This window comes from Methanosarcina barkeri str. Wiesmoor, assembly GCF_000969985.1.
GTDB lineage: Archaea > Halobacteriota > Methanosarcinia > Methanosarcinales > Methanosarcinaceae > Methanosarcina > Methanosarcina barkeri_B.
In genome coordinates, this window is record NZ_CP009526.1 from 909650 (window position 1) to 930059 (window position 20410).

General features: G+C 36.2%; 19 protein-coding genes and 1 tRNA gene. 5 read left to right on the top strand and 15 right to left on the bottom strand.

The features are described 5' to 3' along the window. Positions 1–13 precede the first annotated feature (13 nt). Positions 14–1018 carry a glycosyltransferase family 2 protein gene (locus MSBRW_RS04035; protein ID WP_011305276.1) on the bottom strand — a complete coding sequence of 335 codons (1005 nt, stop codon included), beginning with the start codon at positions 1016–1018 and terminating at the stop codon, positions 14–16. A gap of 629 nt (positions 1019–1647) precedes the next feature. Here MSBRW_RS04035 and MSBRW_RS04040 point away from each other — a divergent pair. Further along, positions 1648–3999 carry a glycosyltransferase family 2 protein gene (locus MSBRW_RS04040; protein ID WP_011305275.1) on the top strand — a complete coding sequence of 784 codons (2352 nt, stop codon included), beginning with the start codon at positions 1648–1650 and terminating at the stop codon, positions 3997–3999. A 225-nt stretch (positions 4000–4224) separates the two neighbouring features. Here the strand turns inward: MSBRW_RS04040 and MSBRW_RS04045 are convergent, their stop codons facing one another. The 9 genes from MSBRW_RS04045 to MSBRW_RS21730 all read right to left on the bottom strand — a co-directional run bounded on the left by MSBRW_RS04045 (position 4225) and on the right by MSBRW_RS21730 (position 12294). Beyond that, positions 4225–5187: a glycosyltransferase family 2 protein gene (locus MSBRW_RS04045; RefSeq protein ID WP_011305274.1), complete on the bottom strand. Its 963-nt coding sequence runs from the start codon at positions 5185–5187 to the stop codon at positions 4225–4227. A 2-nt stretch (positions 5188–5189) separates the two neighbouring features. After that, positions 5190–6620: a flippase gene (locus MSBRW_RS04050; RefSeq protein WP_011305273.1), complete on the bottom strand. Its 1431-nt coding sequence runs from the start codon at positions 6618–6620 to the stop codon at positions 5190–5192. Between the two features lie 6 nt (positions 6621–6626). Further along, complete coding sequence (locus MSBRW_RS04055; RefSeq protein WP_011305272.1) at positions 6627–7349, bottom strand: sugar phosphate nucleotidyltransferase; 723 nt, start codon at positions 7347–7349, stop codon at positions 6627–6629. After that, positions 7346–8158, bottom strand: coding sequence for a dTDP-4-dehydrorhamnose reductase (gene rfbD / locus MSBRW_RS04060; RefSeq protein WP_011305271.1), 813 nt, complete (start codon positions 8156–8158; stop codon positions 7346–7348). The genes MSBRW_RS04055 and rfbD overlap by 4 nt, the downstream gene beginning before the upstream one ends. Next, positions 8131–9087, bottom strand: coding sequence for a dTDP-glucose 4,6-dehydratase (gene rfbB / locus MSBRW_RS04065; RefSeq protein ID WP_011305270.1), 957 nt, complete (start codon positions 9085–9087; stop codon positions 8131–8133). The genes rfbD and rfbB overlap by 28 nt, the downstream gene beginning before the upstream one ends. A gap of 108 nt (positions 9088–9195) precedes the next feature. Next, the gene (gene rfbC / locus MSBRW_RS04070) at positions 9196–9747 is read right to left on the bottom strand and encodes a dTDP-4-dehydrorhamnose 3,5-epimerase (protein ID WP_011305269.1); all 552 of its coding nucleotides are present in this window, start codon (positions 9745–9747) and stop codon (positions 9196–9198) included. Between the two features lie 5 nt (positions 9748–9752). Further along, on the bottom strand, positions 9753–11129 hold the full coding sequence (locus tag MSBRW_RS04075; RefSeq protein WP_011305268.1) for a mannose-1-phosphate guanylyltransferase/mannose-6-phosphate isomerase: 1377 nt from the start codon (positions 11127–11129) through the stop codon (positions 9753–9755). 828 nt (positions 11130–11957) lie between these two features. Continuing rightward, a complete protein-coding gene (locus MSBRW_RS21725) occupies positions 11958–12104 on the bottom strand; it encodes a hypothetical protein (RefSeq protein WP_155398106.1) in 147 nt (48 codons plus the stop codon). A 49-nt stretch (positions 12105–12153) separates the two neighbouring features. Further along, positions 12154–12294, bottom strand: coding sequence for a hypothetical protein (locus MSBRW_RS21730; protein WP_157209467.1), 141 nt, complete (start codon positions 12292–12294; stop codon positions 12154–12156). A 610-nt stretch (positions 12295–12904) separates the two neighbouring features. Here MSBRW_RS21730 and MSBRW_RS04080 point away from each other — a divergent pair. Continuing rightward, positions 12905–13750, top strand: coding sequence for a sulfide/dihydroorotate dehydrogenase-like FAD/NAD-binding protein (locus MSBRW_RS04080; RefSeq protein ID WP_011305267.1), 846 nt, complete (start codon positions 12905–12907; stop codon positions 13748–13750). Between the two features lie 16 nt (positions 13751–13766). Continuing rightward, positions 13767–15176 carry an NADPH-dependent glutamate synthase gene (gene gltA, locus MSBRW_RS04085; protein ID WP_011305266.1) on the top strand — a complete coding sequence of 470 codons (1410 nt, stop codon included), beginning with the start codon at positions 13767–13769 and terminating at the stop codon, positions 15174–15176. A gap of 287 nt (positions 15177–15463) precedes the next feature. Here the strand turns inward: gltA and MSBRW_RS20100 are convergent, their stop codons facing one another. After that, positions 15464–16264 carry a restriction endonuclease gene (locus MSBRW_RS20100; RefSeq protein WP_011305265.1) on the bottom strand — a complete coding sequence of 267 codons (801 nt, stop codon included), beginning with the start codon at positions 16262–16264 and terminating at the stop codon, positions 15464–15466. Between the two features lie 58 nt (positions 16265–16322). Then, positions 16323–17126, bottom strand: a complete 804-nt coding sequence (locus tag MSBRW_RS04095) for a restriction endonuclease (RefSeq protein ID WP_011305264.1) — start codon at positions 17124–17126, stop codon at positions 16323–16325. 362 nt (positions 17127–17488) lie between these two features. Here MSBRW_RS04095 and MSBRW_RS04100 point away from each other — a divergent pair, with 362 nt between their 5' ends. Continuing rightward, positions 17489–17773 (top strand): hypothetical protein, encoded by a 285-nt coding sequence (locus MSBRW_RS04100; RefSeq protein ID WP_011305263.1) that lies wholly within the window; start codon positions 17489–17491, stop codon positions 17771–17773. Further along, on the top strand, positions 17763–18029 hold the full coding sequence (locus MSBRW_RS04105; protein WP_011305262.1) for a type II toxin-antitoxin system RelE family toxin: 267 nt from the start codon (positions 17763–17765) through the stop codon (positions 18027–18029). Before MSBRW_RS04100 ends, MSBRW_RS04105 begins: the two co-directional genes overlap by 11 nt. A 400-nt stretch (positions 18030–18429) precedes the next feature. Here MSBRW_RS04105 and MSBRW_RS04110 read toward each other — a convergent pair whose 3' ends face one another. From MSBRW_RS04110 to MSBRW_RS04120, 3 genes are all read right to left on the bottom strand, one after another. Continuing rightward, complete coding sequence (locus MSBRW_RS04110) at positions 18430–18939, bottom strand: hypothetical protein (protein WP_011305261.1); 510 nt, start codon at positions 18937–18939, stop codon at positions 18430–18432. A gap of 673 nt (positions 18940–19612) precedes the next feature. After that, positions 19613–19684: transfer RNA gene (locus MSBRW_RS04115), tRNA-Arg, on the bottom strand. A 173-nt stretch (positions 19685–19857) separates the two neighbouring features. Next, a complete protein-coding gene (locus MSBRW_RS04120; protein WP_011305260.1) occupies positions 19858–20400 on the bottom strand; it encodes a nitroreductase family protein in 543 nt (180 codons plus the stop codon). Positions 20401–20410 lie beyond the last annotated feature (10 nt).

A 20410-nucleotide genomic window follows, 5' to 3' on the forward strand; every position in this document is an offset into this window, starting at 1 on the left:
GGATGTTTGATTATTACTTAATTTCACTGTTATTACGAAGCAAATCCCCGCCAATACTGGATATCCCTTCAGAATAGTGGTGATAATTCATATTTAATAGTTCTTTTATAATAAGTGGAATTCTTTTTGTTCTATTAACAGGTAGATGAGAACGTATACAGTAATGGGAAGCTCGAGCTTTAAGAAGTGGAATTTTATTTGTTTTTATAGAAGGAAAACGAGAGTTAACTAAATGTTTATAGGCCAATGTATATCTTATACATTCTGGCTGAAAATTAGAGTAGTCAGACTCCAAATTTTTTAGCTGAGTGAGCTTTCTGTGAATTTTCTGATATATGGTTAAACCTTCATCACCAGCTCCTACTTGCTGCAGATGATGTTGACGGTATTTTATAAGAGGCTCTGATATAAGATTTAAATCGGACGCAAAAGCAATTAATAGTGCTATCCATCCATCATGAACCCAGGCATCTGGAATAGGAAAAATTAATTTTTTAAATTCCGAACGAAACGCCATTGTTGAACCAGTTACAACATTACGTTTAAGCAATACTTCAATAAATTTACCATGAATAAAGTAATCTTGCTCTTTTTGATTAAATCCATTAGATTGCCACTGACTATATCCCAAAGGCTTTAAATTTTCGTCTACTAATTCTGCATCCGTGAAAATAAGTGCTGTCGAAGGAGAAGTAGAAAATTGGTTTTCAATTTTCTCCACTTTTTCAGGATTCCAGACATCATCTTGGTCAGATAAAAAAATAATATCCCCTGTGCATAACCCAATAGCTTTTTCAAAATTTTTAGTAGAACCTAAATTTTTTTCATTAATATATATAGTTACAGGAAAAGAAACTTTTGAGGCAAAATCCTTTAAAATTTCTAATGTATTGTCTTTTGATAGATCATCGCAAACAATCATTTCATCTGGAACTCGTGTCTGAAAAGCTATACTTTCAAGTTGTTCCTGTAAAAATTGAGCACCATTATAGGTGCAAAGAGCAATAGAGATTTTCAAAAAATTTGAGTCTCCGTTAAATTTGTATTCTTTTAATTAAATAGCAACCGAATAACCTAAATTCATTTTACCAATAAATTCTAAAAATTTTAATTTATTGAACTTGAACAGAGCATTCTTTTTGAAAGATAGAGCAAACATGATGCCAACTTTTTATGAGAATAACAAATCTCTAATTAATAAATATCTAATGAAAACATTCTGGCAAAGGACAATGGATATAGATCCATATTTTTTCATAATTTGAAGGTAAAGGAAAAATCTCTATGAATCCATATCAACTTATTGGTCATTTTGATTGAAAGGAAAATGTCAGACTATGATCTAAAACAATTTTCGAGATTCATAAAAGCCTTTATGAATTATTTATGATTGTTTTCAAGTACGTATACCAGAGTATATTTAAGTAATTAATCGTATAAAACTGCCTTATTAGTAATAACTGAAAAATATAACACTGTTTACTCAAGCAACTGTAAAATATAACACTGTTTACTTGAGCAACTGAAAAATATAACATTGTTTACTCAAGCAAGTTTCCCTTGTTTTTGAAATGAACTCCATACAAAAAACGCATAATAGCTTTCTCAATAATATATTTCAGATGCAACTATTTGAGTTGTGATTTAATGGACAATAAAAAAAATAGAAGTTCAGAGTTTGCTTACCTCTGGATGATAAAAAATAAAATTAAAGAAACTTACATATCTTTTTTACTGCAAGCTTTAACTAAATTTCAAGGGTTGATAAGTAAACAACTACCTCTAAATACGAAAAGAAGAGAAATATATGATTTTGCTATTTTAAATCTCCAGATACTCAAACGCAGAGGGTTTGAATTATTTATTCACCAAGTTAAAAATCAAAATTTTAAGAATTATATCAAATCTTCAGAAATCCCAATTTTTGAATCAAAAATCAGTAAATCTGATGGCGGTATCTCTCTTGTTAAAACTTTGCAGGGAAAGTTCAATTTTCCAGCAAACAACCTGAATAAAATAAATATATTTACAATTAATTCTCAAAAAGAAAATTTTAAGCTTAAACTGCAAATAATTAATGAACAAAAAATGGTAATAAGAGAATCTATAGTAAAAAGTGTTGAAATTAAAAATAATGAGTATACTTCATTCAAATTTAAACCAATAAAAGAAAGCAAAGATAGAATATTTAATTTTAGATTGCAATCCATAGGTGAATCTTCGGCCTCAGTCTCATACGAAAAAACAGATGAAACAAAGGAGTTAACGTTATTTTATGACGGTAACAACTTTAATGACAAAATTGGTTTTCAGGCGTTTTCAGACCTTGGAGTACAATATGAATATGACGTATGGATGTTAAGAAATACTCTAACCGCCACAAAAAAAGAAAGATGTAGAAAAGAAGCACAAAACTTTGCTTATAAACCCAAAATAAGCATAATAATGCCGGTTTATAATGTGGACGAAATCTGGCTTGAGAAAGCTATTGATTCTGTTATAAATCAAATATATACCAACTGGGAACTATGTATCGCCGACGATGCCTCTACAAAACCTCATATAAAATCCACTTTATCTAAATATTCAGAATTAGATTCCCGCATTAAAGTAAAGTACCTGAGTAACAATCGTGGTATTTCGGGAGCTTCAAACGAAGCCCTACTTTTAGCTACTGGTGAATTTATAGGATTACTTGATAACGATGATGAATTAAGTGTCGATGCTCTTTATGAAGTTGTAAAAGTACTAAACAAAAAATCTGATATTGATCTTATATACAGTGATGAAGACAAAATTGATATGAAAGGAAATAGATGCAACCCTTTTTTCAAACCTGGTTGGTCCCCTGATGTATTATTCTCAGTAAATTATGTTTGTCATTTTGCCGTAATAAGGAAAACAATTGTAGACGAAGTAGGACGATTCAGAATAGGTTTTGAAGGAAGCCAGGATTACGATCTATTTTTAAGAGTTGCAGAAAAAACAAATCAAGTTGAACATATCCCAAAAATACTATATCATTGGCGAATGATTCCGGGCTCAACTGCATTAAATATTTTCTCTAAAGATAAAGCACAGATTAACGGTATCAGGTCATTACAGGATTACTTATATAGGAAAAAAATAGATGGAAAAGCAGCTGCCACTATAAATAGAACAAATTACCAGGTAGATTACGAGATAAAAGGGTCTCCACTGGTTTCAATTATTATCCATTTTGATGATAATGTGCATGTTAAAAAGTGTATTAACAGCATTATCAAAAACACAGAAGAGACTAGATACGAAATATTACTCATGGTGTCTAAAAAGAATGAAAAACAATTGTCAATTAATTTTGATCCTTCAAACAAACAACCTGCCATAAAAGTCTTAACATATGATGAATCCTGGAATGTGTCTGCTATTAATAATTTTGCTGCAGAGAAGTCCAGTGGAGATTATTTATTATTTATGAATAGTAGAATAGAAACCACTAATAGAAACTGGCTAATTTCTCTATTGAAAAACGCAGGAAGAGAAGGTATTGGTTGTGTTTGCCCGAAAATTCTCAATGTTGATGGTACAATTAAACAGGCAGGAATCATATTAGGTCTGAACGGTGAAAAATACGATGTTTTTTCAGGTAATCCTGAAAACAACTGGACTAACTTTGGTTTGGATACATGGTCCAGGGATTACCTTGCAGTCAGCGGAGAATGCTTGATGATAAACAAAAAAACGTTTTTCCAAGCAGGCGGCTTTGATGAAAACAAATACTATGGAAATGATATTGATTTATGCTTGAGGGTACATAAAAAAGGCTTTCGGAATCTTTGCATAGGAACAGTATCTGTATACCAGCTTGGAATAGGTCTAAGAAAGGATGAGATTTCACCCACTGATGTACAGAGAATTTTAGAACCTTATAGGATTTTTCTAGAAACAGGAGACCCTTACTATAATCCAAATTTGAGCTTGAAAGAAAAACTATGCAAGTTAGAACTCATGCAGTAGCAGTATTTGCCCAATATTCAATAACATGAGTCTTTTAACCGATTAAAATATAAATTTGAGCTGAAATTGGATATATATTTAATCTTGTACTTCACTTTTAGCCCTAAAACTTAACAGTTAATATTAAATATTTTTTACACAGAATCTAGCCATTAAATTAAACTATCTGGGCATAAGTAACTTATGGGGTATTTTTAATATGTGCTGATGCAAAATACTTAATTCTTACCTCAACAACATCATAAAATCTTCTTCAGAAACTATTTTTTTATTTTGAAGTTCGGATCTTTTAGAGATAATAACAGGAAGATTTCCAAGAGCAGCTAGATCTCCTTTAATCATAGATTTTATTATATTGAATTTTTTGTTTCTAGTTAAATCATATAATGTGAAAAAAATGAAACGAGCTTTCCAGATCAAAAATGATAGAATAACTTTTCGAGGCAAACTCTTAAAAACATAATAGTATGAATTTCTTTCAAGAAGATACGTCTTAAAGGGGGAATCGTCACCAAGGGTAGCAGAATGTATGTGATAAATCACAGCTTGAGGAACACAAACGCTTTTCCATCCAAATAGCCTTGCGCGGATAGCAAGGTCAACATCTTCATAATAAGCAAAAAAATCTTTATCAAAGATACCTATCTGATTTAACATTTTTACTCTATATAGAGCAGCACCCGCACATACTCCGAATACTTCTGTAGTCTTGTCATATTGGCCGAGGTCTTTTTCGTTGTGACCTTTCTGATACGCTCCTCCATTCTTGCTAATATAAATCCCAACTGCGTCGATTGTATCCGGATTACTTAATGACAATATCTTTGGCTGGCAGGAGCCTATGTTTTCATCGTACTCCAGAGCATTTACGAGTTTTTCCAGCCAATCAGGTTTTACTATTGTATCATTATTCAGCAAAGCAATGTACTTAATTTCTGGTCTTGCCAAGACTTCTCTTATAGCTACATTATTCCCTTCAGCAAATCCGAGATTTTTCTTGTTTTCAATGAGTTTAACTTCAGGATAATGATCTTTGAAATGTTTTACAGATCCATCTGTAGATCCATTATCGACTACTATGATCTTATAATTAGGATATGTTGTTAGCTTGAGAGCTTCAAGGCAATTTATCGTATTTTCCTTACCATTCCAGTTGAGAATGATAATAATAATTTTAGGGCAGTCCATTTTTATCTTCCAAACACCTGATTAAATAAATTGATCTCTTCCTTTTCGAAACCATTTACAATATACAGGACAACAAAGTATATAATTGCTGCAAATAATATTAGCAATATCAATGTGAAATTATGGAAAATTAACAGAAATAATCCCATAAAAGCTCCTGCTACTAACGATTTAAGTATAACACCAGTTAATAAAGCAGATAAGTTTTGTACTTCGTGTATATTAGAAATCATCAGTATTCCCACAGCTAATTCGGAACAGACAGTTGCAATAGCTGCTCCGTTATAACTGAATCGAGGAATTAATATGAAGTTTAAACATATGTTAAGAACCGCTCCTATGAAGGTGAATATCATGAGAGCTCGCTGTCTATTTGTAGACGAAAAATAAGTTGAAGGGGCATAGTTGATAAAACTCAGAACACTTGCCCATATTAAAATTTGTAAAGCAACAGCTGAAGGAGAATATTGTACATCACGATATATTAACAAAATAATTCTTTCTGCTAAAATCGTAGTTCCAATACCAATTGGAATTGCAATAATTGTTAAAAACTTAAATGATTTTTTAAAAGCAAATTCCAGAGATTCTTTTGAACTAACATAGAATTTTGAAAATACCGGGTACATAGTACTCATAAGAACTACAGGTATGAAGCTAAGTGCATCTATTAACCTATAAGGGGCTGAGTACAATCCAACTGCGATGTCCCCATTTATTATCGAAAGCATTACCATGTCTATTTTAAAATATATCAGAACAAAAACACTATTTAACCAGAATGGCAATGATTCTGATATTATTTGTTTCAAGAAAGCCCAATCAATGTTAAAATCAAGAAATGTTAATTTTCTCAGACAAATAAAAAAACTATACAATAAAATAATTGAGTTTACAATAAAGTAAACAAGGGCAAAGTAAATTAAATCAAGTTTCTGGTATACTGAAAATATAATACCTACTGTCATCAGTATACTATTTAGAATTACACCAAAAGATTGGAACTCAAATCTTTCAAATGCTTGAAAAATTGAAGTAAAAACCTGAGTGAAGTTTGTTGCAATAGTAGATAACATAATTATATAAATTACCTTTATTGACTGCTCAGAATAACCAAGAGTATTTGCTACAACTACAACAACTGCAAAAGTAACTACTGCTAATAAAACTTTAACTAAGAGAATATTTCCAAGATACTTGGGGGCCAGAGACTGATTACGTGAAACTTCTCTTGTCATTAACGAGCTTAATCCAAGATCTCCTAAAAGTCCGATAATTAAAGTAAGAGAGATTGCTGTATTCAGTATTCCAAAATTTTTAGCCCCTAAATATCCGGCCATATAAGCAAAATAAAATAAGCCAAGAGCTAGACTTATTACTTGACCAGAAAATAAGAATAAATTGTTCCTGGCTATTTTTTTAACTGTAGTCAATGGATTTTACTCCGCGTTTTTGTTTTTACAATGGTTCTGGATCAGTACCCCTGCTCTCAATAAACTCTCAAAAGTACCTGCATCACTCCAGAAACCGTCCAGAATTCGATATTCCATAGTCCCATTATTTACAAAATAATTATTGACATCAGTTATCTCAAGTTCTCCTCGCGCAGAAGGCTTAAGGGTTTTGACTACTTCGAATACACTATTACTGTATATATAAAGACCGGTAACTGCAAAATTGCTTTTGGGTTCACGAGGTTTCTCCTGTATTCCTATTACCCTGTCACCTTTAAGCTCAGCTACTCCAAACCTGTGGGCATCCTGGACTTCTTTTAAGAATATCTTGGCACCATCTGTAAAGTTTGAGACGTCATCTTTAATGTTATCCTGAAAAATATTGTCCCCAAGGATTACTGCCACATCTTCTTCATCAGCAAAACGCTCTGCGAGACCTAAAGCCTGTGCGATCCCTCCAGCTTCTTCCTGAATTTCATAAGTAAACTTAACCCCTATATCTGCACCTGAACCCAGAAGCTCAAGAAAATGTCCGGCATGACCTCGACCGGATACGATCATTATTTCTTTGATGCCTGCGTTAACGAGAGTCTGGATGGGATAAAATATCATTGGTTTATCATAGACAGGCAACAGGTGCTTATTTGTAACTTTAGTCAGGGGATAAAGCCTGCTGCCAGTACCGCCTGCGAGTATTATGCCTTTCATTTATTCCTCTCCTTTAGATAATCTTTGAGTGCTTCTTTCCAATGCCTCATAGGTTTGGTTTTAGTGTTTACAAGAACCGAATACTTTGGGCGCCTGGCTTTCATTGGAAATTCCTCACTTGTACAGGGAATAGTATTACTTATGACCGCCGATGCAAATTCGTACCAGGAACATATACCCTCGTTTGTCACATGGTATATCCCGGCTCCAAGTTCAGCGATTTCCATAATTTTATTTGCGAGATCTACTGTATAAGTGGGTTTTCCAAACTGATCATTAACAACTTTGACCTGATCCATCTCACCGGATAGTCTCAGCATTGTTTCTACAAAGTTTTTTCCATGCGTACCAAAAAGCCAGGAAATCCGGATAATTCTATAATCATTCAGGTTTTCTGTAATTTTTTGTTCACCAAGAAGTTTTGAACGACCGTATACGTTAATAGGGTCAACAGGGGTATCGGATTCTATATATTCTTTTTTTGATCCGTCAAATACGTAGTCTGTACTGAAGTGTATAAGTGCTGCACCTACTTCACTGCAGGCTTCAGCGATATATCCAGGTCCATACCCATTAACTTTAAGTGCCAGTTCTTGATGATCTTCACAGCCTTCAACATCCGTATAGGCTGCTGCATTTATCACCAGATTCGGGTTTATTTTTCTTATGGATTCGAGTACTTGCTCTCTGTCTGTGATGTCAACGTCTTTATGTGTCAGTTTCACAGCATTCGGATACACTTTGCAAATATCGTATCCGAGCATCCCGTCGGCACCAATGATCAGCGTTTTAATGGTTCCCACCACCATCGATTTTCAACATACCACTTGACCGTTTGCTCAAGGGCACTATCAAAATCATATTTTGGTTTCCAGCCCATTTTCTCCAGTTTACTGCCGTCAAGAGAGTAACGAAAATCGTGTCCTTTTCGGTCTTCAACGTATTCGATTGAAGATTCATCTTTGCCAATCATTTTAAGAAGACGATGAGTGATTTCAAGGTTTGTAAGCTCGTTTCCACCATCTATATTGTAGATTTCTCCATTGCTTCCATTGTGAAGGACAAAATCGACTGCAGAACAATGGTCTTCAACATAAATCCAGTCCCGGATATTCAGGCCGGTGCCATAAACAGGAACCTTTTTCCCTTCCATCAATCGGCTGATGAAGAATGGAATTAGTTTTTCAGGGTATTGATAAGGTCCGAAGTTATTTGTGCATCGAGTTATGCAAACGGGCAGGCCGTAGGTTGTGTAATAGGACTTTGCAAGAAGATCGGAACCTGCTTTGCTTGAAGAATAAGGGCTTGAAGGGTTCAGGTTGTCTTTTTCAGTAAAAGAACCTTCCATGGTACTTCCGTATACTTCGTCAGTCGACACATGAATAAATTTCTTAATATTATGTGCAAGTGCGCTTTGCAAAAGAGTATTTGTTCCGAGCACATTTGTTCTGACAAAAACCGAACCGTCCTCAATTGAGCGGTCGACATGGCTTTCAGCTGCAAAATGTACAACACAATCGACTTTTTTCATTACTTCATTGACAACTTGAGAATCACAGATATCCCCTTGCACAAAAGAGTAATTGGGGTTACTTTCAATCTCTTTGAGATTGGCTGGATTTCCAGCATAGGTTAGTTTGTCAAGGTTTACAATTTGGTAGTTGGGATACTTTTTGAGCATGTAATGAATGAAGTTGCTGCCTATGAATCCGCAGCCCCCTGTAACCAGAAGTCTCATTTAGGTCACCTCTTGGTGTGTCAATAAATATTTGGTACGTTAATAGAATACATACCAATAAATTACTTTGATGGAGAAAAATTTATTCAAGTTTTATTTATTCAAGTTTTAAAAATTCATTTTAGCTTCTTCTAATTTTTGGAGTAACAGATCCTTCGGAGAGGTCTTTATATCCTCAGCTTTTATCTTCCAGTCAATATTCAATGATGAGTCATTATAGATAATCCCTGCTTCAGCTTCAGGATGGTAGTATTCATCACATTTATATTGAAAGATGGCAGTTTCGCTCAGTACGGAAAATCCATGAGCAAAGCCTTTAGGAATTAAAAACTGCCTTTTGTTTTCAGCGGAGAGTTCAACCCCAACCCAATCCAGAAAAGTAGGGGAATTTTTCCTTAGATCTACTGCAACATCGTAGACTTTACCTTGTACAACTCGTATAAGTTTCGCTTGACTAAAGGGACCCAGCTGGTAGTGTAGGCCACGAATTACTCCATAAGATGATTTTGACTCATTATCCTGGACAAAAGTGTATTCTTTTTCTAAAAGGCTGTCCAGTGTTTTCTTATTATAACTTTCAAGAAAATAGCCCCGGTCATCTTCAAATACTTTTGGCTCAAGCATATAGAGATCTTTTATTTTTGTTTCTATTATCTTCACTCTTCTCAGCTCCTCCCATAAACATCATCAAACCTGACAATGTCCGCTTCGTCTACAAGTTCCCCTAACTGCACTTCAATAATCTCAAGCGGAATTTTTCCCGGATTGGACAATCTGTGTTTTTCTCCTGCGCTGATAAAAGTACTCTCGCCAGGTCTCAGGAAAAACTGCTGTCCGCGCACTTCCACACAGGCCATACCTTTAACAACCACCCAGTGCTCACTGCGATGGTAATGCAGCTGGAGGCTTAACTTATGGTCAGGAAGTACTGTGATATTCTTAATCTTATGCTCCGGAGAAGCTTCAAGTAAGGTATACGAGCCCCAGGGCCTGTAAACGGTTTGCCCTATGTATGCCCTTTCATCATTCCTTTCTTTAAGGGCTGAGACAATATCTTTTACCTTCTGGCTACTGGATTTAGGGCAGACTAACAGAGCATCACTGGTATCAACAATAACCATGTCTTTAATATCAATGAGCGAAACAAGCTTACCGCAACTTGAATATACGAGATTTCCATCGGAGTTCAGCATTATAGGATCGCATTCATGGACTACATTTCCTACAGGGTCCTTTTCAAACTCGTCATAAATTGCTGCAAAATTTCCCAGATCGCTCCATTTTTGCTCAAGTTTTACAACTGCGACCCTCTCGGATTTTTCCATTATTCCATAGTCAATGGAAATCTTGTCCACGCATGCATAAATCTCATTAATATCCTTTCCGTTTTCAAAACATGTGAAAACAGAAGGTGCATATTTTTTAACTTCGTCAAAGAAAAGCTCTGTATCGAAAAGGAACATCCCACTGTTCCAGAGGCAGCCTTCCTTAATATATTTCTCTGCAGTTTCACGGTCCGGTTTTTCTCGGAATTCCGAAACCCTGTAACCTGGCACACAGGCTTCTGAGGGTTTAATATAACCATATCCTGTGTGAGGAAAAACAGGAACAACGCCGAAAGTAACCAGATAATCTGAAGCAAGATCCTCAGCCGAAGCAATTGTCTGCATTGCAACTCTATCAAGGACATGATCCGAAGAAAATATTCCTACTACAGAGCGCCCATATTTTTTTTCAATTTCTTTCATTCCGAAGAAGATCGCAGGGAGAGTATTCTTGCCTTCTGGCTCGATTAAGACATTCTCTGTGGGGAGTGAATACCCTATTTCCTCAATCTGGCCGATTACGAAAAATTTTTGAGCTTCGTTCGTTACAACAAAAATTTCGGAAATATCTGAAATTTCAAGGCATCTGAGGACGGTTTCCTGAAAAAGAGACGTATTTCCAAACTTCAAAAACTGCTTGGGATACATTTCTCGGCTGAGAGGCCAGAGTCGTGTTCCTGAACCGCCTGCAAGAATTATTGATTTTATACCTGTCATCTCCTTTAGATATCGGTTAAAACGGATGCTATCTTAATAATCGAACTGAAGGTATATAGCTTAGATTTTATAATAGCTTAGATTCTTAATAGCTTAGATTCTATAATGGCTTAGATTCTTAATGCTTAGGTTCTATAATGACTTAGATCCTATAATAGCTAGTCTAATATTAGACTCCAGATAAAAAGGTATAGGCACACTGAAAATACGAGATCAAAGCAATATATAATGAAAGTCATTAAATAATCTTTGCACAGAAAAACGTTTAATATATTCATTTCTTGCATGGCAGCATGGTATTTTTTCAAAAAGAAAATAATTGATTAAAGAGAATTATTGATTAAAGAGAATAACTGATTATTAATATTATTTTTCAAGAGATACCAGTTACTTTCGTACTTTCATTTATATAATATTTTCAGTTTCATCCATATCATATTTTCAGTTTCATTCATATCATATTTTCAGTTTCATCCGTGTTTTCAGTTCGCACTCTCAGGTACTTTGAAAACCCATTGTCTATTATCTGAAGGAAAGTCACAATCGTAGGCACAATAATATTTTTCCAGCAAATAATAATGAATAGAATCAATGAAAATGGAAAATAAAGTAAGATAAAAGAACCCAGAAAATAAAGCATGATAACAAATCAAGGAAATAAAAAGGCGAGCAAAAATGCTTAAAATGAAAAGGAAAGAAAAGAACAAAAAAGGTCAAATAAAAACCTTTATTTATAAATTTTTCCTCTGTTCTTTCTTTCCTTACCTCAAAAATATTCAGGATTCTTTTTTCCCATTAAGGGTCTTTCATTCTTCCTCATCGTATTTGTCACAGCTTCATCGTATTTGTCACAGCTTCATCGTATTTGTCACAGCTTACGATAGGGTTTTTCCTTGACTTTACCTCTTTTTCTATCGGGCCCGGAGATTCAGTATTACTCTTCTGGACTAAGAGTTTCCTCTTATATTCCTTCAATCTCCCAGTGTTTTAATCGTCCCGGCAAAAAGGTAAAAAATAAGTGAGATTATTTGCAGGTATCAAGGAGCGATCTCTTCTTGCCACCTCTGGCTTCGGTAGGATGGATCGGATCGACGTCAGCTACTTCTTCCCCATCCTTTTTCTCTAACTTCTCTCCCTTTGTACCTTCTCTTTTTTCTTCAGGCATTTGTTTAACCCCCATATCTATGAATTCGTCTCAGTTGTCGTTTCTTCTTAATCCGCCTGTCAGAACGAAATCACTCAGCTTTTTATAGCCATTTAGCTTTTTATAGCAATAGAGTGGATGAACTTTCTTCAGCGAATAAGTTTCCCTTTCAGGCAAAGGCTTTAAACTTTCAAGCTCAAATACGGCCATAAAATTCGGTTATCTCTCCGGATATGGTTTGTACTGAGTTTTTGTACTGAGTTTGCTTTATTCCCCCTCTCTAACAATTGACTACCTGATATAATCTGTTCAGGGATTACCCCTTAATTTATTATACTCACTAGATTTATTAAATTATTGCAACAATGGTCAAAAAGGTAAAGAATGTCCAGACTCTTTTAAAAGGAAGTATTGACAAAAAGGGCGCTTATAATTCAACAAAAAATAATCCAGACGGACAAAATAATTAAAATTATTTGGGAGAATATATATCCCATTAATCAGTATAAGGAGAACGTCCAGGCGGAAAAGCTCGGGAATCTAAAAAATCCGTGAGGAGATCCGCGATATCAAAATTTATCTATTTCATTTGCTCTAAAAAAATTTCTTTTACTCAGGAAAATGTGATCTCATGGCATATAAAGTATTGAATAAGGAAGAAATCGCTCCGTCGGTGCACAGGATGGTAATAGATGCCCCTGACGTAGCAAAGGCTGCAAAAGCCGGACAGTTCATAATCCTCCGAATTGACGAAAAGGGGGAAAGAATTCCACTTACGATTGCTGATTTTGACAAAGAAAAGGGCACAGTAACCGTAATATTTCAGGAAATGGGCAAGACTACAAAACAGCTTGCAAAGTTTTCTGCAGGCGAGTTTCTCGAAGACGTCGTCGGACCTCTTGGCACTCCTTCCGATGTAAGGAAACTTGGCACTGTTATTCTTGTAGGTGGAGGAGTAGGAGTTGCCCCGGCTTATCCCCAGGCAAAGGCTTATAGCAAAGCGGGCAACAAGGTAATTTCCATTATAGGAGCTCGAAACAAGGACCTTCTTATTCTTGAAGACGAGATGAAAGATGCCAGTTCTGAACTGTATATTGCAACCGATGACGGATCAAAAGGGCACCACGGATTTGTTACCGATATAATGAAACAGATTCTGGATAGCGGGGAAGAGGTTGCAAGAGTTGTAATTATTGGACCCCCTATAATGATGAAAGTAGGGGCAGGAGTAGCTGCTCCCTATGACGTTGAAATTCTGGTCAGCCTTAACTCTATTATGGTAGACGGGACAGGTATGTGCGGCGGTTGCAGGGTTACAGTTGACGGAAAAACCAGATTTACCTGCGTTGACGGGCCTGAATTTGATGCACGGAAAGTTGATTTTGTTCAACTCATGAACAGGCTTGCAATGTACCGCGGCGAAGAAACAAAAGCTGTGGAAAAATACGATGAAGAATGCAGGTGTGGACTGCACTAAATGGAGGGGATGAAAAATGCAAGAATTAAATGGAGAAAAAACCGTAAAAGCAAAGAAAGAAAGGACCCCTATGCCAGAACAGCCTGCGGAAGAGCGCAGAAAGAACTTTAATGAGGTAGCTCTCGGCTACACGAAAGAAGACGCTCTTGCCGAAGCCTCTCGCTGTCTCTCCTGCAAGGAACCAAAATGTGTTGAAGGCTGCCCTGTGAATGTGGATATTCCGGGCTTTATCAAGCTTGTCTGCGAGGAAGACTTTGCAGGGGCAATCGAGAAGATTAAAGGCACAAATGCCCTTCCTGCCATCTGCGGTCGTGTCTGCCCCCAGGAAACTCAGTGCGAAGCTCTCTGTGTCCTAGGAAAGAAGGGACAGCCAGTTGCTATCGGAAGGCTCGAACGTTTCTGCGCTGATTATGAGCGCCAGCAAGGGGTAAAGGTTCCGGAAGTTCCAGAGCCTACAGGAAAGAAAGTAGCTGTTGTAGGTTCAGGGCCTGCAGGCCTCACTGCCGCAGCAGACCTTGCAAAGCTGGGTCACAAAGTCACTGTTTTTGAATCACTTCACAAAGCCGGCGGAGTTCTGAGTTACGGCATTCCAGAGTTCAGGCTGCCAAAGGAAATTGTTCGGCAGGAAGTTGAGTACATTGAGAAACTCGGAGTCGAGTTCAAGCCCAATTATATAATCGGCAGGATCAAGACCTTAGACGAGCTCTGTGACGAATTCGATGCGGTCTTCATGGGCACTGGTGCAGGTCTGCCGAATTTTATGGGAATTCCAGGCGAAAACTTCAACGGCGTTTACTCTGCAAACGAGTTCCTGACCCGTGTAAACCTCATGAAAGCCTATGACCCTGAATATGATACCAGAGTCAGGCTTGGAAGGCACGTTGTGGTGGTTGGTGGCGGAAATGTGGCAATGGATTCCGCCCGCTCAGCCCTCCGCCTGGGCGCTGAAGAAGTCAGCATAGTCTATCGCCGTGGGGAAGAAGAGATGCCAGCCCGCAGGGAAGAAATCGAGCATGCTAAAGAAGAAGGCATAACCTTCAGGCTCCTTACAAACCCTGTCCGCATCCTTGGCGACGATAAATTCAATGTTACTGCAGTCGAATGTATTAAAATGAAACTCGGCGAGCCTGACAAATCTGGCAGAAGAAGCCCTGTCCCTGTAGAAGGTTCGGAATTCACTATTCCTGCCGAAGTTGTTGTTATCGCCATAGGCACATCCCCGAACCCCATGATCTTCAAAGGCTCGGAAGGCCTTGATCAGAACAAAAAAGGAACTGTTGTCGCAGACGAAGAAACCGGTGCAACCTCCAAGTGCGGAGTCTTTGCAGGCGGAGATGTTGTCACAGGCGCAGCAACCGTTATCAGTGCAATGGGCGCTGGCAAGAAAGCCGCAAAGGCAATTGACGAGTATTTGAAAGAGCAGTGAAACCAGATTTTTCTGGTTTTCTTTTTTAATTAAAAAGCTATTAAATTTTGCAATTTTCTATTTTTTTGAGCGAGTGAAAACACTAACATAACAGATGTAAAAAGTGCCCTGTGCGTATCTCATACTTTTTTTACTTTTGATTTTAGCTTATCGGTCATAACTTGCGTATTCCTGGATAATATGGAATAATTGAGTTCATAAAAGTAGAGTATGGAAGAATGCAAAAAAATAAGAGGGTTTAAATTCACTCAACGGTGTGAATTTTAACAATATGCAAAAAGAAATTATTACATGCCAAAATTATCTAATATTTGATCATATGACTGTTCAAGCATACAGATCCTGCCGTCTTTCCCTAATCCGAAGTCGAGAGCGATTGCAAATGGTCGATTAAAATCTTTCGCAGTGTCGCAAAGAGCTATCAAATGTTGTCGACTAACTCCAAAAACAGCACAATCCTTTGCCCCATCGGCTTCTAATGCTCTCTCAGCAGACTTTTTCGATATGAATAATGCTATCGCCCCATTAAGTGCTGTCTCCCCATGAGGATTATATTTCGACATATATAGTGCTATCTTTTCACTAGGTGAATAACATGAACCTTTATTTTTCCCATCTTCAGTTACTTCCATAATCGTCCAAAATGGATCTCCATATGTATTTTTGTCTGGCAAAAGCCATTTCATATGGTTAAGAGTTAGTGGATATATATTTGGCAAATCTTCAGTAGTTATTAGCTCTATCCCATAAAATTTTGCTTCTAGTTTAGCTCCTTTTTGATATCCATTCGCAGCGATCATAAAACCAGTCTTAATATTGCAGCCATCAAGTTTTTTGCTAAAAGCCTGAAGCTTTTCTTGTTCTACATTTTTATTGTAATTTTTACATTCAATTGCGACTTTATGAGTTACTCCTGCTATTTCAATTTCACAAAAAACATCGAACTCTTGTAGGGTTCCAGATTTTGCTTTTTCTTTGTGGTTCTTTATAATTTTGAAATTTTTTAAATGCTCGTTTTGCAATAGAATTGAGTAAACGTTTTCGACATTATTCTCTAACTTCTTGCCTTTTTCTTGCGGCTCGGCCATATTTCCTCCTTAGTAGATCTTGAAACTATATTCTTTCAGAAGAAAAATACAGAAAATATTATTCCAAATCATATTCAGCTAATATTTCATCGTATGAATGTTTTAACGCAAAGAGACATCCATTTGAGTCAAGTGACAAAACGCTGCTGATTAGTATTTCACATTTGAAAAACTGTGACAGGAGACAAATCCATTTCAATTGTTGTCGACTAACTCCAAAAACAGCACAATCCTTTGCCCCATCGGCTTCTAATGCTCTCTCAGCAGTCTTTTTTGATATGAATAAGAATATTGGCCTGTATCTCTCGTGGACGATAATTTCTAACATATTGAACTCGTCACCATTGAGCGAGTAATATGAACCTGTATTTTTCCCATCTTTAGTTACTCTCATAATAGTCCAAAATGGATCCCCATGTACATTTTCGTCTGGCACAGAACAGACCGTGGCTAAAAGCAACATTTCAGGTATATTTGGTAACTGATCATCAGTTATCAGTTGTATACCATTAAAATCCGCAAACTTCTTAGCTCCTGCATTATAGCTTTTAGTGGCTAGAATAAAACCAGTAATATTATTGCATTCGTTAAGTTTTGACTTAAATTCTGTGACCATTTTTTCTGTTATTCTTTTATTGTAATATTTACATTCTATTGCAGCTTTAATAGATACTCCTGCTACGTCAACTTCATAAAAAATATCAAATTTATGTTTGAATCCTCCCTGTCCAATTTCGATGTGATTCTTTTCAATTTTGAAATTTTTTAAATTATCATTTTTTAACATACGTTCAAAAACGCTTACAATATAATCCTCTAGCTCTTGCTCATTCTCTTCCCACTTAGACATTTGCTTAGACATATTTCCTCCTGAGTATAGCCTACAATCAACTTTCAGCATAATCACAACTAGTCGAAAAACGTTGAGAATGCAGGATTTATAATAAAGTCTTTTATTCCCAAATTCTTAGGAATTCTTTATACAGAAAGAATGAATAATAACTGTTTTGTTTTTATTCAAAATTATATAATATTAAAAAAATAATATATGTTTCGAAAGGCTGATTACAGTTTTTACATGTCCTCTTAATCAGGGTTCCCTTTTTTTCCCTGCCTGGGCCTTTCTGGGCTCCCTGACTGGATTCTCTTCATGCTCCTTGGTTTTACTTGCCTTATCTCTTCAGTACTGGCCTCTAATCGCCTGTACTCAAAGCTCTTGAAGAATTGAGCATAGAAGTCAATGCAGGAGCAAGAGAGCTAATTATAAATATTATAATCATTATAATGATTATCATGCAAGACGGAACCACAATTCAAATTTCAAAGAAAAACCGCGACGAATTGAAAAAAATCGGCTCTATGGGTGATGACTACAATACCGTCATTGAGAAATTAATCAGAGAGTATAGGAATCATGAATATAGATTGAAGATAGACCGAATTGCGGAAGAAGCCAAAAAACACTTTAAAGAACACCGCGAAGAATACGTGAGCGTGGATGACCTTTAAAGTTTTCATAAAAGCAAAAGTTCTTGATGACCTGCCACAAAGTAGAAAAAAACAAGTTGCTGAAGCTTTAAAAGATCTAAAAAATGGGTTTCAGGGCGGTAATAAGTGCAGAATAGAAGGTTATAAAGAAGATGTGTACCGCCTTCGAATCGGGAATTACAGGGCGTTCTATACCGTTGATTTTGAAGAGAATGCAATTGTTGTTTTTGACATCTTGACACAAGAGCAAGCGCACAAAAAATACGGTCGTCTTTAATTCTCACTCATTACCTGACGTTTTGATTTAGCATGAAAGTGCGGGATAAAACTGGCTCCCGAGGCTCCTTTTGATATTTTGCTCCTTATCATATCTAAGTCTTGTGTGGCAATTCACGGATTCGTTTAGCATAGTTTGAAAAACCAAAATTAGGACAACCTTACTACCCAAGTAATGACGAGATCAATAATCAAAAAAAGATAAGGTGAAAAGTACTTTCATTTGTTTGTGCCTGTTATTCGAAGAATATCATGTGCGTTTTATATACAAATACTTCATTTTTGGGGTGTAAAAAACCTATCTAAATCAACTTCAAGAGGTTGAAAATAAATAAGTAAAATGATATCACAATTCAGTTTAAATTTATTAAGATTAGTTAGTTATGAAGATTTTTACAAAGCTAAATTTTGTAATGTTCTATTTTTTCGAGTCCTGTTCCATATTTTAGATTGTGCTCTTGGTATTCACACTCTTTAAAGTAAAACTTGCATACTTCAATTAAAAAATCATGTACTTCATTGAATAGCTTTATTGCTCTTTTTTGATCATAAGACTGCTTTGCAACAGATCGAATTGCAGGAATTTCAGAAACAGGCAGAAATTTTGGTTTTATCTTGCCGGATCTTATGTTTTTCATAAGGTCTCCAATGGCTTCTGCAGATATTTCGCTTTCAAATTTAATTGGCCAAGTCGGCATGTAAATACCATTCATAATATCAGCTTCATCATCATGTTGATACGGATTTCTGATTATATCTTTGAATTTTCGAAGAAATAAAATATGTTCTTGGCTCATTAATTTGTGAGTTTCTATTTTTTGTAGGCAAGGACCAAATGGTTTGCTAAAATACTCTCCAAGTTTGAGTTCAATCCTTTCCTTCATAACTGCTTCGAGTAATACGCCCATCATCACTAAAGAAGCATTATAACGGCCTATTAAGAGTGCTTGATAACAATCTTGATAAAGAAAAAGCAACCGAGGATTCGGCAAATCATCTGAAGTTAGTTCCGGACGGAGAAAAGGAAAAATTCCCTCTGCATTTTTATACCAAGCATTCTTATAACATTCTTATAATTTTCTAAATCAATAAAGATGCAATTTTTACACTTGGGGCAAATTAGTGAATCATTTATTTCTTCCATGAAAACTTCTTCACCATTTTGATTCAGACAAAAATCACAAATTTTCTTGCTGGTTGACAATGCATCACCTACATCGTAAGAAAAGATGATTAAAAAATATTTAAAAGCATAGGTGAAGAGAGTTAAAAGTCGTAAAAAAAGGAGAGTGCAGTCAATTTAAAGATTTTCTACCACTATTTTCAATAGTAAAATTACGACAAGAATCAATATGAGAGTCCAAATGAGCGGTAAAATAATTCTCAGTAAAAAGTACAGTACTATTGCTATGAGAATTAGCTGAACTAAAGATGACCTTCTTCCAGCACGCATGAAGCGACGATTAAATCCTCTAGCCATTAAATACACCTTCTAACTTATATTCTGTTTTATTTCAGTTTTATACTTTCTGCCCGGCAAACAATATAAAAAATAAAACCATGCCTTACCAGATTTTTAAGAAACAGGTCTGCTGGGAATCGAACCCAGGTTCGGAGCTCCGGAGGCTCCAGTGATATCCTCTACACTACAGACCTTCACTATCAAAAAGTTAAGATCAGTTCGTTAACAGAAACCATAATCAGTTAACTGGCTGGTTATAGTGCTAAATAGCTTATAAACTTAATCCTTAATTATATTAAAATATCCTTTTATATTTAATATTTATAAACCATTAAAAGGAAATTTAGCCTGAGAATCTCAGGATAGTTTACTCTTCCCATTTCTGGCCGTACTTTTCATCAAACACTATTTCGGATAGGGCTCTACGTGTTGAAGTCCTTTCTTTTGGAGCCGGTTCTCCGATTGCAAGAACTGCCATTAGCTCAAGATCGGAAGGGCAGTCCAGAATGGAATTGACTTTCTCTTTTTGGTTCAGGATTTCTCCAAGCCAGACTCCGCCAAGATCAAGATCACAGCAGCTGAGGAGCATATTCTGGATTGCAGCCCCTATTGCCTCGAGATCTTTTGTCCTGTTGTAAGAAGTTTCATTGTCCAGGAAAGTCGCAATAAGCAGAGGAGCTCCTGCCACGATACCTGTGTAATGAGTGCATTCCGAGAGTTTCTGGATAGTCTCACGGTTTCGAATAACAATGAAACGCCAGGGCTGGTTATTCAATCCGGAAGGTGCCCATTGGCCTGCATTAAGGATAGTGTTGATATCTTTCTTGCTAACAGGTTTGTCCGTAAACTCTCGGACGCTCCGTCTGTTAAGGATAGTGTTAATGACTTTGCTTTCTCCTTTTACTGGCATTACTTCCCCT